General features: G+C 60.1%; 17 protein-coding genes and 1 pseudogene. 9 read left to right on the forward strand and 9 right to left on the reverse strand.

The features are described 5' to 3' along the window. Positions 1–9 precede the first annotated feature (9 nt). From Q0C48_RS06485 to Q0C48_RS06520, 8 genes are all read left to right on the forward strand, one after another. Positions 10–315, forward strand: coding sequence for a 2Fe-2S iron-sulfur cluster-binding protein (locus Q0C48_RS06485; RefSeq protein WP_215853351.1), 306 nt, complete (start codon positions 10–12; stop codon positions 313–315). Positions 316–325: 10 nt separating this feature from the next. Then, positions 326–550 carry a hypothetical protein gene (locus tag Q0C48_RS06490; protein WP_215853350.1) on the forward strand — a complete coding sequence of 75 codons (225 nt, stop codon included), beginning with the start codon at positions 326–328 and terminating at the stop codon, positions 548–550. A gap of 6 nt (positions 551–556) precedes the next feature. Then, positions 557–1390 (forward strand): SIR2 family protein, encoded by an 834-nt coding sequence (locus tag Q0C48_RS06495; protein WP_291522690.1) that lies wholly within the window; start codon positions 557–559, stop codon positions 1388–1390. Between the two features lie 19 nt (positions 1391–1409). Further along, entirely contained in the window at positions 1410–1859 is a 450-nt protein-coding gene (locus tag Q0C48_RS06500; RefSeq protein ID WP_291522692.1) for an Rrf2 family transcriptional regulator, read from the forward strand. 61 nt (positions 1860–1920) lie between these two features. Continuing rightward, on the forward strand, positions 1921–2673 hold the full coding sequence (gene modA, locus Q0C48_RS06505; protein WP_291522694.1) for a molybdate ABC transporter substrate-binding protein: 753 nt from the start codon (positions 1921–1923) through the stop codon (positions 2671–2673). 12 nt (positions 2674–2685) lie between these two features. Beyond that, positions 2686–3099 (forward strand): TOBE domain-containing protein, encoded by a 414-nt coding sequence (locus tag Q0C48_RS06510; RefSeq protein WP_291522696.1) that lies wholly within the window; start codon positions 2686–2688, stop codon positions 3097–3099. Continuing rightward, positions 3089–3760: a molybdate ABC transporter permease subunit gene (gene modB, locus Q0C48_RS06515; protein WP_291522698.1), complete on the forward strand. Its 672-nt coding sequence runs from the start codon at positions 3089–3091 to the stop codon at positions 3758–3760. The genes Q0C48_RS06510 and modB overlap by 11 nt, the downstream gene beginning before the upstream one ends. After that, on the forward strand, positions 3757–4632 hold the full coding sequence (locus tag Q0C48_RS06520) for an ATP-binding cassette domain-containing protein (RefSeq protein ID WP_291522701.1): 876 nt from the start codon (positions 3757–3759) through the stop codon (positions 4630–4632). Before modB ends, Q0C48_RS06520 begins: the two co-directional genes overlap by 4 nt. Positions 4633–4650: 18 nt before the next feature. On the opposite strand, the gene modD is transcribed toward Q0C48_RS06520, so the two are convergent. The 3 genes from modD to Q0C48_RS06535 all read right to left on the reverse strand — a co-directional run bounded on the left by modD (position 4651) and on the right by Q0C48_RS06535 (position 7327). After that, positions 4651–5499, reverse strand: coding sequence for a ModD protein (gene modD / locus Q0C48_RS06525; RefSeq protein ID WP_291522703.1), 849 nt, complete (start codon positions 5497–5499; stop codon positions 4651–4653). A gap of 123 nt (positions 5500–5622) precedes the next feature. After that, positions 5623–5829, reverse strand: coding sequence for a TOBE domain-containing protein (locus tag Q0C48_RS06530; protein WP_291522705.1), 207 nt, complete (start codon positions 5827–5829; stop codon positions 5623–5625). Between the two features lie 70 nt (positions 5830–5899). Continuing rightward, entirely contained in the window at positions 5900–7327 is a 1428-nt protein-coding gene (locus Q0C48_RS06535; protein WP_291522707.1) for an NAD-dependent succinate-semialdehyde dehydrogenase, read from the reverse strand. Positions 7328–7519: 192 nt separating this feature from the next. Between Q0C48_RS06535 and Q0C48_RS06540 the strand changes: the two genes are divergently transcribed. After that, complete coding sequence (locus Q0C48_RS06540; RefSeq protein ID WP_291522709.1) at positions 7520–7909, forward strand: group II truncated hemoglobin; 390 nt, start codon at positions 7520–7522, stop codon at positions 7907–7909. A 112-nt stretch (positions 7910–8021) separates the two neighbouring features. Here Q0C48_RS06540 and Q0C48_RS06545 read toward each other — a convergent pair whose 3' ends face one another. The 6 genes and pseudogenes from Q0C48_RS06545 to Q0C48_RS06570 all read right to left on the reverse strand — a co-directional run. After that, on the reverse strand, positions 8022–9281 hold the full coding sequence (locus tag Q0C48_RS06545) for an NAD(P)/FAD-dependent oxidoreductase (RefSeq protein ID WP_291522711.1): 1260 nt from the start codon (positions 9279–9281) through the stop codon (positions 8022–8024). After that, positions 9274–9921 carry a hypothetical protein gene (locus tag Q0C48_RS06550; RefSeq protein WP_291522712.1) on the reverse strand — a complete coding sequence of 216 codons (648 nt, stop codon included), beginning with the start codon at positions 9919–9921 and terminating at the stop codon, positions 9274–9276. The genes Q0C48_RS06545 and Q0C48_RS06550 overlap by 8 nt, the downstream gene beginning before the upstream one ends. After that, positions 9810–10418, reverse strand: coding sequence for a hypothetical protein (locus Q0C48_RS06555; RefSeq protein WP_291522714.1), 609 nt, complete (start codon positions 10416–10418; stop codon positions 9810–9812). The genes Q0C48_RS06550 and Q0C48_RS06555 overlap by 112 nt, the downstream gene beginning before the upstream one ends. Further along, positions 10415–11947 (reverse strand): GMC family oxidoreductase, encoded by a 1533-nt coding sequence (locus Q0C48_RS06560; RefSeq protein ID WP_291522716.1) that lies wholly within the window; start codon positions 11945–11947, stop codon positions 10415–10417. The genes Q0C48_RS06555 and Q0C48_RS06560 overlap by 4 nt, the downstream gene beginning before the upstream one ends. Further along, positions 11937–12722, reverse strand: a complete 786-nt coding sequence (locus tag Q0C48_RS06565) for a glucose 1-dehydrogenase (protein WP_291508446.1) — start codon at positions 12720–12722, stop codon at positions 11937–11939. The genes Q0C48_RS06560 and Q0C48_RS06565 overlap by 11 nt, the downstream gene beginning before the upstream one ends. Continuing rightward, positions 12719–13241 (reverse strand): annotated as a pseudogene (locus Q0C48_RS06570) (glycosyl hydrolase); the annotation flags it as partial. The gene Q0C48_RS06565 and the pseudogene Q0C48_RS06570, both read right to left, overlap by 4 nt.

Raw genomic sequence — 13241 nt, forward strand, 5'->3', positions numbered from 1 at the left:
GAAGATTGAATGCCCATTATCACCATCAAACCCAGTGGTAAAACCGTCGAGATGCCCGTGGGGGCCAGTCTCGCCGCCGCGGTGATCGCTGCCGGTGAACCCATGGTCCTGAAGTGCGAAGGCAAAGGCGAATGCGATAGCTGCCATATTTTCGTCCAGGAAGGGCGGAAGAGCGTGTCGAAAATCCAGCGTCTGGAAAATGAACGCCTGGATACCATCGTTGGCGTCGGCAGCAAATCCCGTCTGGCCTGTCAGGCCATGATCGGTGAAGAAGACGTCGTCATCGAGCTTTTGGGATTTTCTTCGGGCCTATAAGGAGGATGTGATGGAACAGTCGCTCGTCATCATTCATGCACGTTTTGCCAACGATGGCAGTGTGCGGGAAATTGGCGAGTGTCCCAGCGGGACCAGCCCTCAGGACTGGTTCAATGCGCTGAGCAGACACTCTGCCAATGGTTATGAATCTCTCTCCGGGGGAAGGGGCATTTTTCGCCTCGAACCAGCGGTCATCGAACAGATCAAGGCTGCGGTTCTTTCCCTCGCTACATAAGGAAGCATGACTATGGACAAGGATCTTTCGGAAATCTTCAGCGGCCTTGCGGAAGGGCGCATCATTCCGTATCTCGGTCCCGGCCTGTTGCCGGAGGCCGGAGCCACCCTGCCTAGCGGGTTGCCGGCATTGGCGGAAGTGCTCAGCAGCCAGGTGACGGTGCCTCACAAGGTCCGGCGCAACCTCACCGGGGCCGCGCAGTATATCGAGAACTTCAAGCACCGCAAGACCCTCGTGGGCATGATGGACAAGACCTTTGCCGAGGATCCGCCGATCCATCCTTTGCAGCGCGATCTGGCCACACGGCCACTCCCGTTGATCGTCCACCTCTGGTACGACAACGGTATGGCCAAGGCGTTGGCCGAACAGGGTACACGCTGGGGACGTATCCAGGGGCTCAGTCAGACCGAGCATTTTGGCCACTGGACGGGATATATGGATGCCGAGGGCCAGTCGGTCGAAGCCGCAGTGGCTGCCCAATGGGACACGATACTGTATGAGCCTTGGGGCTCACAAAGTCCGGCCAATAATTACCTCGTTTCTGATACGGATTTTGTCGAAGTGCTGACGGAAATTGACATTCAGACGCCTATCCCGGAGATAGTCCAACAAATCCGCACGGGGCGCCATTTTCTTTTTGTCGGATGCCGTTTCAATGACCAGTTGCAGCGCAATTTCGCCCGCCAGATCATGAAGCGTTCATCGGATCGTCATTGGGCGCTGATAGAGGCACCGCTGACCCGGAACGAAACGCGTTTTGTTCGCGAGCAGGGGATTCAGGTGCTCCAGATGCCCTCTGGCGTCTTGTTAGGCGAGGCCATCGTAGCCAAGGCGGGATAAATAAGCAGGGGACAAGGCGATGTTATGGAGCAAAACCTGTGACTACGCGCTTCAGGCTTTAGTGTACGTGGCATCTCAGCCTGAAGATGTCTGTGTTCGCAGTCAGGATGTGGCTGCTTACCTCTATGAGGTGCCCTCTCCCTACCTCTTGAAAATCCTCAAGGAGTTGGCGGGGAAGGGCATACTTCAGTCGTTCAAGGGGCGCGGCGGTGGCTTTTTGCTGGCGCCGGGAATCCGGGAATCAGGACTTCTGGAGATGGTGAAGCGTATTGAGGGAGAACCTTTTGGCGATGCTTGCGTTTTGGGTCTCGCCAAGTGCGCCGATGAGACCGCATGCCCCGCTCATCACGCCTGGTCACCCATAAAAAATAAGGTACTGGAATTGCTCAGCGAGCAAACCATAGGCCATATGGCGGAGGCGGTGCGCGATGGCCGCTATGATTTACGGCTGCTGCGCAAGGCGGGATAGCGGGAGCGGTTGCACGCGACAATGGGTCCATCGTTATATTTTATGATATATGGGGAGCGCTATGAAAGCATGGGTTCGTTATGTGACCGTTCTGATCTTCTTGTTTTGCGGCACTATGGCCCATGCCGGCACGGTCATGGTCGCCGCTGCTCCCAACATCAAGTTCGCTTTCGACAACCTGGAAGTGGCTTTTCACCAGCAGACTGGTATTGCGGTCAAGCCGGTTTACGCATCTTCCGGAGCGCTGACCCAGCAGATTGAGGCTGGAGCGCCCTATGACGTATTCCTTGCGGCCGATACCAAATATCCGGAACATCTCTACACAGCGGGCATGACCGCAAGCGCACCCAAAGTCTATGCCTACGGCACCCTGGTGCTTTGGAGCAAAGCCCCCGTGAATTTCACCAACTGGCAGTCGCTCCTGAAAGGTCCGGAGATACGGAAAATCGCCGTGCCTAATCCGCGTCTGGCACCCTATGGTCTGCAGGCTTTGCGGGCGCTCAAGTATTATCATCTCTTTGATCCGCTCAAGGGCAAGATCATTTATGGCGAGAATCTGCTGACGGTGATCCAGTATGTCGATGCCGGCGCGGCAGAGGTCGGTTTCACGGCCAAGTCGCTCATGGCAGCCCCCGAGATGCGTGGCAGGGGCCATTGGGTGGAAATCCCCCAAAGCGCCTATAAACCCATCGCCCAGTCGGCGGTGCTTCTCAAGCGGGGTGCCAGCAACCCCGATGCACAGAAGTTCCTGGCGTTTGTCTATTCTCCCGCAGGACGCCGTATCCTCAAGGCGAACGGCTATCGGCTGCCCTGAGTATTTCATGATATGAACCGATTGCGCGGAGAGATCGTTGAAATATTGAGCGCTGAGCACCTGAGTCTGGTAGATGTGGCGGTGGGGCCGGATTGCCTTTCAGCGGTATTGCTGGCCTCCCTCGATGAAGAGCCGCTGCTACGGGTCGGTCAACAGGTTGACCTCTGCTTCAAGGAAACAGAAGTGGGATTAGCCAAGGATCTGCAGGGACGTATCAGCCTGCGCAATCGTCTGCCGGTCAAGGTGGAGGAAATCAGCCGTGGCGTTATCCTTTCTGAGATTTGGCTGGATTACCGTGGACAGGTACTGCGCTCGGTGATTACCAGCCGCTCCGCCGAGCGCCTGGAATTGCGTCCCGGCGATCTGCTGGAGGCCCTCATCAAGTCCAATGAGGTCGCGATCCTGGAGGATGGTCATGCCTTTTGACTGGGAACCCCTGCTACTGACCTTTAAGCTCGCGATCGTGGTCACCGCCATCCTTTGGGTCATTGGTATCCCCCTTGCCTATTGGCTGGCCCATAGTCACGTCCGCTGGAAAGCCCTTGTCGAAACCCTGGTGAGTATGCCGCTGGTGCTGCCGCCCTCGGTGCTGGGTTTTTATCTGCTGCTGATCTTCAGCCCCAACCACTGGTTCGGCGGCGCACTGCAACATAGCCTGGGTATTCAGCTCGCTTTCAGCTTTCCCGGCCTGATAGTCGCGTCGGTAATTTTCAGCCTGCCCTTCATGGTGCATCCCATTCAAGCGGGGTTCCAGAGTCTGCCACCCGCTTTGCGTGAAGCCGCTTATGTGCTCGGCAAATCCCGCGGGGAAACGCTCCTGCGGGTACAACTCCCTAATATGAAGCCTTCCCTGCTCTCCGGCACCGTTCTGGCCTTTGCCCACACCATCGGCGAATTCGGCGTCGTTCTCATGATCGGCGGCGACCTGCCGGGCGAAACCCGGGTCGCCTCCATTGCCATTTACAACGAAGTGGAGGCACTGAATTACTCCGCCGCCAACCTCTACGCAGGAGTGCTTTTTGCCATCTCCTTCGCCATTCTGCTCATGGTCTATGTGCTCAATAAAAAGCTGCTGGACACGATATGATTGAGCTCTGTGTGGAAAAGTCTCTGCATGGCGTGTCGGGGGATTACCGGCTGGAAGTGGACTTGCGTTTGGCCGCAGGGGAGGTGGTCGCCCTCTTCGGACCGTCGGGTGCGGGCAAAAGCACCCTGCTGCGGATGCTGGCTGGACTCGTTCCACCGGATCGGGGTCGCATCAAGGTGGGCGATACGCTGTGGTTCGACAGCGCCAAGCAGATCTGCCTCCCACCCCGGAAACGGCAGGTCGGCATGGTGTTTCAGGACTATTCCCTGTTTCCTCATCTGAACGTGCGGGACAATCTCCGTTTTGCCCTGGCCGACAAGAAAGACCTGAAGACGGTGGACGAGATGCTCGCCCTCACCGGGCTGGGAAACCTGCAAACCCGCTTTCCTGCCAGTCTCTCCGGCGGTCAGCGGCAACGGGTCGCGCTAGCGCGCGCCATGCTGCGTCGGCCACAGGTATTGCTCCTGGATGAGCCCTTGTCCGCCTTGGACCATGTCATGCGGACCCAGCTCCAGGATGAAATACTGGCCTTGCACCGGCGCTTTGGGACCACCATTATCCTGGTCAGCCATGATCTTGCCGAAGTATTCAAAATGGTGCAGCGCGTTTGCTGTCTGGAAGAGGGCAAAATTCGCGATGACGGGCCGCCGCTGAAGGTTTTCTCGCCACAGCACATGCTGGGGCGCTGGCAGGTGCATGCTGAAGTCCTGGCGATCGTGCCCCTGGATGTGCTCTGGAGCGTCACCGTATTGATGGGCAACCAGATTACCCGCATCGTCGCCAGCACAGATGAAGTGCATGACCTTCGTGCGGGCGACAAGATATTGCTTTTCCAGAAGGCCTTTCACCCCATGCTGATTAAAATCCCCTGACGCGCGGGAGTCACGGTCTTATACGGGGCGAATCTCCACACCGATATCGGCCGGTGCGGCGTGATAGACAGCGCTGGTCACGAGGGTATCCATACCAGTTGCCGCATAGGCATGAATATTGGCAAAGGTAATCCCGCCTGCGGCAAACAATGTGACCTCCGGTGCCACGGCACGCAGCTTTGCGGCGATTTCTGCCAGGGGCCCGGGCGCCATTTTATCAAACTGAATCCCGGCGACCCCGGCCAGAGCCAAAGCGTCCGCCATGGTGTGATCCGTCTTTTGCACTTCCACCACGATCTTGCTGGAGGGAACCTGTCTCCGATATTGTGCCAACTCTTGCAAGAAAGGCGATAAACCACCTAAAAAGGCTAGGTGTTGGTCAAATACCAGAACACTTTCCGAGAGGCCCAGCCGGTGCGGCATGACTCCCCCTGCGAGAGCAGCCATGACGGCAAAGCGCCGTATTCCAGGAATATTCTTACGCGTCGCAACCACGGATACTCGGGGATTGATCTGGCGCGCCTGCTGTACCAATTGCGCGGAGTAGGTCGCGATGCCACACGCGTACTCCAGCACGTTTTGCGCCACTTTCCAGGCAGAGTGGGCAGCACTTGCGGAACCTTCTGCAGCCAGCAGGGTGGTTCCTGTTGCGACCAATGCGCCCGACGGCTGACTTTCGGTCACGGTAAGGCCGCAGGCGTCCAATATCTTCACGGCGAGTTCCGTACCAGCGACCGTAATATCCTGACGGCAGTGAAAACGCATGTTAGCGGCTTTGTCACCAATGCCCAGCATCCGGGTGGTGAGGTCCAGGAAAGGCTGATCTTCCTGGATGAGTGCGGCAATTTCCTGCGGGGAGAAGAACATGGCGTAGCCCGTAATAACAGTGAACCACCCGCAATGGCAGATGGTCCGTGACAGCAGTTGCAGAGTGACCGGGCAGCGGTGCGCTCTGTTTCGCCAGACGGTTGATCGCCTGGAACAGCCGCTTCAGGGTTTTTCGATACCTACTTCGCTGGCCTTGATTACCGCGAAAACCTCGTCACCCACCTTGAGCCCGAGTCGTTCCACGCTCCGTGTGGTAATCACGGAGGCGATTATACCGGCGGAGGTTTCCACCTCGATTTCCGAAACCGCCCCACCCTTGACGATCTCAACCACTTTACCCTTCAAATGATTACGCAGACTGGTTTCCATGACCGCACCCCCTGGTTAACCGATAAGAGTGTGCCAGTATATCCTGCATGGACGGGCAGGGGATAGACGATTATCCTGGTAATTGGATGGAAACATAGCGCAACTGCAAATATTCCGCCAACCCCCATTTGCCGCCCTCGGCGCCCAGTCCGGAAAGCTTGTTGCCGCCGAAAGGCGCTTGCGGGGTGGCGGGAGAGCCGTCATTGACGCCGACGATGCCGCATTGCAGCGCCTCCGCGACGCGGTATGCGCGTCCGAGATCGCGGGTCCAGAGATAAGCGGCCAGGCCATAGGGGGTGTCATTGGCGCGGGCGATAGCTTCCGCTTCGCTACGAAACCCCTGTATGGGTAGCAGAGGGCTGAAGCTTTCTTCGTGGAATATACGGCTCCGCGGATCGAGGTCGGCGAGGAGTGTCGGGGAGCACCACAGGCCTTGTGCATCCCCTCCGCATAGGAGTCTTGCACCCAGGTCCAGGGCATCCTGCAATTGCGCTTTGAACTTCTGGACAGCGGCTTCGGAAACCAGCGGCCCGATGTCAGTGTCCTCTGCAAAAGGGTCTCCGACCTTGAGGTGACCCATAGCTTCAAGGTAGCGTGCGGTAAACTCCGGCAGGATCGCATCATCCACATACAAGCGGTTGGCGGCGACGCAGGACTGGCCGGCATAGCGGAATTTGGCATGGATGGTCATGGCCACCGCCGCATCGATATCCGCATCGGCAAAAATCAGCACAGGAGCATGCCCGCCCAGTTCCAGAGAAAGCCGTTTGATGGTCGGCGATCCCTGCGCATAAAGCTTCTGCCCGACCGCCGTGGAACCGGTAAAGCTCAACTTGGCTATGCGCGAGTCCGCCATCAGCCGTTCCGCCAGGGGTGCAGGATCAGAGCTGGGGAGAACCTGCAGGGTGCCAGCGGGTCCTTCCGCCTCCGCCCAGAGTTCGGCAAGTTTTAATGCGGAGAGCGGCGTTTGCTCATCGGGCTTGAGGATGACTGTACAGCCGGCTGCCAGAGCCGGCGCTATCTTGCGAACGACCATGGAGACCGGGCTGTTCCACGGCGTAATGGCGAACACCGGACCAACCGGCACTTTCCAGATCTGCAAGCGCTTGTCTGGAAACTGGGAGGGGATACTTTCGCCGGTGATGCGCTTGCATTCTTCGGCGTACCAGCGCGCCAAGGCGACCGCGGTTTTGATTTCGGCACGACTCTGCCGTATGGGTTTGCCCATCTCCCAGGTGATGAGACGTGCGAGGTCTTCTGCGTGAACCTGGATGAGATCCGCCCAACGGCTGAGGATGGCCGCGCGCTGGTAGACGGTAGTATGACGCCAGGTTGCAAAAGCGACCGTTGCCGCCTGCACCGCTGCTTCAGCCTCCCGAGTTCCGCAATCGGACACTTCGGCGAGCATCTGTTGATTGACCGGGCTCCGTACCACAAATCGCGTCCTGAGGTCTGTCCAGCATCCATCGATGAATGCGGCTGTCGGTGCAAAGGGCATGAAGTTTTCCTGTGTGCGATGGACGGAAGCCGGGACGTTGCCGAATAACGTCCAAAGAAGGTACTCTTGCTGGGCAGGTTGTATCGGATTGACTGTAGCGCAGGCATTAATAAAGCGCAAAAGGGCCATACCCGCGCAGCATGCATCATAAACATTGTGGCCTCTATACACCTATCTGGAGCAAGACCATTGATGCTTGAACCTGAAAGTACGCCCTACGTCCGTCTTGGTGGTGAGGAGGCCGTTCGCGAGCTGGTCAACCGGTTTTATGACCTGATGGATAGCGAGGCGCAGTGGCAAACTCCGCTGCGGGATATTCACCCGAAAGACCTTTCCGAGTCCAGGGAGAAGCTTTTTTTGTTTCTGTCCGGCTGGCTGGGCGGGCCTGATCTGTACGTGCAGCGTTTCGGGCATCCACGCTTACGGGCACGGCATGCCTCTTTCCCGGTAGACGATCAGGCGCGGGATCAGTGGATGGCCTGTATGCTTCGGGCCATGCACGAGGTAGAGATGGAGCCTGAACTCTATGCCCACCTGCAGGGTGCCTTTCAGCGCACGGCTGATTTCATGCGGAATCGCTAGAGTTAAAACCCGTAAAATACCGCCTTATTGTCCGAAGGGATGGGTCGGCTGGTGGAACTGGGTAATTCATGAGACAGAACTTAACCAACTGCCGGGCTGGTCGGATATGGGCTCATGGGTCGGAAGCGTTGGCCGGAGAGCGAATGATTTCTACGGCGGCGCTGTGGCGTAGATAATCCGTTCCCCAGTCGAGGAGGGTGAGAAGGCGATTGCGGGTGCCGATGATGCGGTAGAGGTGCAGACCCAGCCAGAGTAGCCATGCGCTCCAGCCATGCCAGCGCAGATGCCAGCGCTCGATCTGGCAGACGCCATCGAAACGCCCGAGGACGGCCATACTGCCCTGGTCTTGATAAGCGAAGGGGGGAGGGAGGACCCGCCCTTGCCGTTGGGATTGCAGCAACAGAGCGGCGTGGCGGGCGCTCTGCAGGGCAAAGGGCGCCACCTGAGGCCAAAATTCACCATTACTGCTGCAGGCCAAATCGCCGAGGATGAAGACCTCAGGGTGTTCCGGCAGGCGCAGGTGGGGATCGACGATGATGCGCCCACCGGGTCCCTTGGCGCCGGGCAGGGTGGCCGCCAGCGGATTGGCCGTTACGCCGGCGGTCCAGACGAGAGTCCGGGTGGGGATCGCCGCGTCGGGCTGGCACTGCACGGTCCTCCCGTCAAAATCCCGGACATGGGTGTGAAAGCGCAGTTGAGCCCCGAGTTTTTGCAGCTTGCGGGCGGCTTGGGCCTGCAGAGGCGCGGCAAAGCCGGGAAGCAAGCCTGCGCCGCCTTGTACCAGGGTAACTTGCGCCTCTTCCGGCTGCAATTCCGGGTAGTCGCGGGGGAGCAAGACGCGCAGAAGCTCCAGCAAGGCGCCGCAGAATTCGACCCCTGTGGGGCCACCTCCGGCAATGACGAAGCTGAGCCAGCGCCGCCGTTCGGCGGGATCGCTACAGTGGCTGGCCGCTTCCAGGGCGGTGAGGATACGTGAACGGAGCGTCTCGGCCGCCTCCACGCCCTTGATCTGCAGCGCATGGCTGGCGATGGCGGCATTGCCGAAAAAGTTGGTGACCGTGCCGAGGGCGATGAAGAGGTAATCATAGGGAAGGGTATCGCCGTCATCGAGAAAGATCGCCCGTTGGGGAAGGTCCAATCGAACGACTCGCCCCAGGCGAAAATGCAGGCCGCCGCCGCGCAGGAGGCGCCTTTGCGGGGTGGCGATAGCCTCCGCCTGGAGATCTCCGGCAGCCACCTGGTAGAGGAGAGGTTGGAAGAGATGATAATTGCACTGGTCGATGAGGGTCACCTCCAGCCCTTGACCCCGGAGGGCGTGGGCGGCGGCGTTACCGGCAAAACCGCCGCCAAGAATGAGGATACGCTCAGTCATGGGGCATGCCCCCTTGCGCATGGGCTGGCCGGCTGTTGCGCCAGGCGAGATAGAAGAGAGGGATGGCCCAGAGGGCCGACAGGGTATAAATGTCACCGAGGCTGAGCAGACTCTGCAGGGGGCCGAGCCCGAAGGAGCCGATGCCTTCGCCCACCATGAGTGCCCCGACCAGGAGTCCGGCCATCTGGGTGCCTTCCTTGGGGTGGGCGGCAATGCCGTAGGCCATGCTGTAGGGATAGTAGATGCCGCAGGCGACCCCCGCGGCCGTAAAGGCCATGAGCAAGGCGCTGGTGTTGACGAGATGGGGGATGAGCAGGAAGCATACGGCGATCCCCAGAGGCGCAAGCAGATAAATGATCCGCCGGTGCAGCAAATGGTTGGGAATAAAGCCCAAGGCAAAACGCGCGGCGGTCATGCCGCCCCAGAAAAGGGCCAGGGCGAGGGCACCGCTGGCGGCTGGCAGACCGCGGTTGACACTGACCAGGACATTGGCCCAGCTCCCGAAGCTGCCTTCGCAGATGGCGTAGATCAGCACAGCGCCAGCAAAAGGCAGCATGGAACGGCGCCAGGCGCGCAATCCGCCCAACTCTGCCGGCCCATCGGCGGCAGTAGGCAGCAGGAGGAGGACCAGCCAGGCCATGGCGAGGAGGCCCAGCCGATGCGGCTGCGGAAGCCTTCGAGGATCAGGGGTGAGAGGGCGGTAGCACCACCGATGACGGCGTTGAGGATGGTCACCGCCGCCGCGGCGGCCCCGGCAAAGAGGAGAGAGGCAGAGCGGTTGATGACGGCGTTGGTGAGGCCAAAGCCGATACCGAGGCAGAGCGTCTCGGCGAGGATCAGCCCATACGCCAGATTGCCACCCGTAAAGGCAGCGGCCACCAGCAGGAACATGGCGGCGGCGTTGCTCAATACCCCCAGGCGAAAAACGCTGGCGCCACCGAAACGGCTGTGGATGTCCCCGGCGGCCAGGGCGCTCAGGATGGCGCCAAGGATCTCGGGGAAATACAAAAATCCATAGGCACTGCTGCTGAAAGCGTAAGGGGCCTGATGCAGAATGTGACCGAGAGCGGGAACCATGACAAAGGCTGCGCCTTGCAAGAACCCCGCGGTGTAGATGGCAATAGTGCCGCGTTTCACGTTCTGGTCCCTGTTTTGAAGCGCTCGGTCAGATGTTCGGCGACGCGGATGGCATTGGCCATGATGGTGAGGGAAGGGTTGACCGCGCTGATGGAAGGCATGAAGGAAGCGTCGACAACGTAGAGGTTGTCGAGGTCATGGGCCTTGCACCAGGGGTCCAGAACGCTGTTTGCGGGATCTTCGCCAAAACGGCAAGTTCCCACCTGATGGGCGGTAGCGGCGATACCCATGGTCTGAAAGAAGACCATGGAGAAGCCGGCCTGGTGGAGGATACTGCGCCATTGGGCACAGAGGCGCCGGTGGCTTTCGCGGTTTTTGGGCTGCCAGGCGAGGCGGATATGGCCGTCGCTATCGAGGGTGACCCGGTTGCCCGCATCGGGCAGGTCTTCGGTAGTGAGCCACCAGTCCACGGAGTGGCTGGCAGTCCAGGCGCTGACGGGGATGGGGAGCCGGGGTTGTTGGGCATGGAGCAGTGCCGGCGTGACCTTGCCGAGATTCTGGATGTGGCCGAGGGGATAGGGATAATTGGGGTCGCCCGAATCGTCGTAAAAGTCGTTGATGGCGAGGGTCTTCTGGAAGACGGTGGTGTTTTCCTGGGTGGCTTTGAGCGCCATGCAGGCGCTGTTGAGATGGCACATGTAGTTGCGCCCGACCTGGTCGCTGCTGTTGGCGAGGCCTTGGGGTGCGATGGCATCGGCGGAAGCGAGGAGGATGGCGGCAGAGTTTACGGCGCCGGCGGCGAGGACGATGACTCGGGCGCGCAAGGTGCCCTGATCGGTTTCCACACCTTCCACGCCCTTGCCGTTGGTACCGCGCAGCAGGCGCAGGACACGATGGTGAGTGAGGAGGCGAACGTTGGCGTGCGCCAGGGCGGGGGTGACGCCGCAGACTTCGGCATCGCCCTTGGCGTGCAACAAGCAAGGGAAGCCGTCACAGGTGGGGCAACGCACGCAGGGGCTATGGGCGGGGTCTTCCTCGTGGCGCTGGAGGGCGAGGGGAAGGGGAAAGGGGTGCAGCCCCATATTCCGCAATTTTTGCTCCAGGGCCGCGAGGATGGGTTCATGGCGGAAGGGCGGAAAGGCAAATGGGCCGCGGGGCGGTTCCAGGGGGTCGGCACCGGCCTGGCCGTGGGTAAAGTACCAGGCCTCGGCCTGGTCATAGTGGGGCGCGAGATCGGCGTAAGCGATAGGCCAAGCGGGGGTGAAACCGTCGCGATGGCGGCGAGGCAGGAAGTCTTTTTCGCGTCGGCGCAAAACGGCGGCCCCATAGAACTTGGTGTTGCCCCCCACATGGTAGCCGGTAAGGGGGGTAAATGGCTGCCCCGCGCCGTCGCGCCACTGTTCGTGGGTGTGGTAGCGGTGTTCGGCAAAGACGGTGTGGGGATCCCAGTTGCCCCATTCGCGGGGGAGGTAGTCGCCGCGTTCGAGGATGAGGAGGGACAATCCCGAGGAAGCGAGGGCGCGGGCCAGGGTGCCGCCGCCGGCGCCGCTGCCGATGATGATCACATCGGCATCGAGGCTAACCGCCATGGCGGAAATCCGGATAGATGAGCATGCCACCATCGACGGCGATGGTAGTGCCGGTGATGTAGCTGGCGAGATCGCTGGCGAGGAACGCCACGACATGGCCGATTTCTTCCGGCGCGCCAAGGCGTTCCATGGCGATTTTGTCATCGAGGTCTTTGAGCGTATCAGGGTTGCCCCAGACGGCTTCGTTGATGGGCGTCTTGATGGCGCCGGGGGCGATGGCGACCACGCGTATGCCCTTGTCGGCGGTTTCCTGGGCGAGGGTCTTGGTGAACATGGAGAGCCCCGCCTTGGCGCTGGTGTATGCGCTGTAGCCCTCCCAGGGGATGAACTCGTGTACCGAGGTAATGTTGACGATGACGCCGCACGCACATTTTTCCATGCGCGGAATAGCGGCGCGGGCGCAGTAGTAGGGACCCAGGAGATCGACGGCGAGGATTTTTTCCCAAACCTGCGGATCGTCGTCACCGACGACGGCGCGGGGACCATCCATGCCGGCATTGTTGACGAGAATATCGAGGCCGCCAAAAGCGCTGTCGATTTCCTGCAGCAGTTTTTCGACGGCGGCAGGATCGGCGATGTCAGCCTGGAATGCCCGCGCTTTGCCGCCTTTGCCCTGAATGGCGGCGACGACTTGTTCGGCCTCGGTCTGCGCCTTGCGGTAATGAACGGCAACCTGGGCGCCGGCGGCCGCCAGGATTTCGGCGATGGCTTGGCCCAAACCGCCGCTGGCACCGGTAACCAGGGCACGGCGCCCGGTGAGATCGATGGCAATCATGTGTTTTCTCCTTGCAGGGTGATGCTGAAGTCCTCTTCCTGCCACTGGCCGGTATCCCGCCAGTAGAAGGTGAATTGAAGCGTGGTACCAGGCGCCATTTTCTGCGTGGGCAAAATGGCTACATGGCCGAGGTCCCAATCTTCCGACAAAGTGTCGGTGGGGTTTTGCCAGCCATTGAACCCCCAATGCACCGTAAAGGGTGCCGAGAGCAGGAAGCGCAGATCGTTGCCGACAGGCATTTGCCGGGGGCGTTGGCGAAAACGCCAGAGCGTATATACGATCTTTGGCGCCTTGCCCTGATAGCGTTTCCATGTGGTCTGGGGGCGATCGACGGGATAACCCCGCTGCCAACTGTGACAAAGCTTGACGAACTCGCCATGGGTCCAGACCAAGGGCATGGCGGAGCCGCTGGGCCGCCCGGGGAAGAGGTCGCGGTCGGGAATGGCGGCGCTATCCCAGACCTGTTCGGGCAGGAGGCCGCCAGGGCCGGTCATTTTGGTCATGGTCTCGATATAGGGC

Origin of the sequence: Acidithiobacillus sp. (assembly GCF_023255755.1) — a bacterium.
Taxonomy (GTDB): Bacteria; Pseudomonadota; Gammaproteobacteria; order Acidithiobacillales; family Acidithiobacillaceae; genus Acidithiobacillus.

Excerpts from the sequence above, each read along its gene's own strand:
- Q0C48_RS06520 (WP_291522701.1), top strand. The coding sequence starts at position 3,757 with ATGATTGAGCTCTGTGTGGAAAAGTCTCTGCATGGCGTGTCGGGGGAT.
- Q0C48_RS06500 (WP_291522692.1), top strand. The coding sequence starts at position 1,410 with ATGTTATGGAGCAAAACCTGTGACTACGCGCTTCAGGCTTTAGTGTAC.
- Q0C48_RS06510 (WP_291522696.1), top strand. The coding sequence starts at position 2,686 with ATGAACCGATTGCGCGGAGAGATCGTTGAAATATTGAGCGCTGAGCAC.
- Q0C48_RS06565 (WP_291508446.1), bottom strand. The coding sequence starts at position 12,722 with ATGATTGCCATCGATCTCACCGGGCGCCGTGCCCTGGTTACCGGTGCC.
- Q0C48_RS06535 (WP_291522707.1), bottom strand. The coding sequence starts at position 7,327 with ATGCCCTTTGCACCGACAGCCGCATTCATCGATGGATGCTGGACAGAC.
- Q0C48_RS06485 (WP_215853351.1), top strand. The coding sequence starts at position 10 with ATGCCCATTATCACCATCAAACCCAGTGGTAAAACCGTCGAGATGCCC.
- Q0C48_RS06550 (WP_291522712.1), bottom strand. The coding sequence starts at position 9,921 with ATGGCCTGGCTGGTCCTCCTCCTGCTGCCTACTGCCGCCGATGGGCCG.
- Q0C48_RS06545 (WP_291522711.1), bottom strand. The coding sequence starts at position 9,281 with ATGACTGAGCGTATCCTCATTCTTGGCGGCGGTTTTGCCGGTAACGCC.
- Q0C48_RS06540 (WP_291522709.1), top strand. The coding sequence starts at position 7,520 with ATGCTTGAACCTGAAAGTACGCCCTACGTCCGTCTTGGTGGTGAGGAG.
- Q0C48_RS06530 (WP_291522705.1), bottom strand. The coding sequence starts at position 5,829 with ATGGAAACCAGTCTGCGTAATCATTTGAAGGGTAAAGTGGTTGAGATC.
- Q0C48_RS06560 (WP_291522716.1), bottom strand. The coding sequence starts at position 11,947 with ATGGCGGTTAGCCTCGATGCCGATGTGATCATCATCGGCAGCGGCGCC.
- modB (WP_291522698.1), top strand. The coding sequence starts at position 3,089 with ATGCCTTTTGACTGGGAACCCCTGCTACTGACCTTTAAGCTCGCGATC.
- Q0C48_RS06495 (WP_291522690.1), top strand. The coding sequence starts at position 557 with ATGACTATGGACAAGGATCTTTCGGAAATCTTCAGCGGCCTTGCGGAA.
- modA (WP_291522694.1), top strand. The coding sequence starts at position 1,921 with ATGAAAGCATGGGTTCGTTATGTGACCGTTCTGATCTTCTTGTTTTGC.
- Q0C48_RS06490 (WP_215853350.1), top strand. The coding sequence starts at position 326 with ATGGAACAGTCGCTCGTCATCATTCATGCACGTTTTGCCAACGATGGC.
- modD (WP_291522703.1), bottom strand. The coding sequence starts at position 5,499 with ATGTTCTTCTCCCCGCAGGAAATTGCCGCACTCATCCAGGAAGATCAG.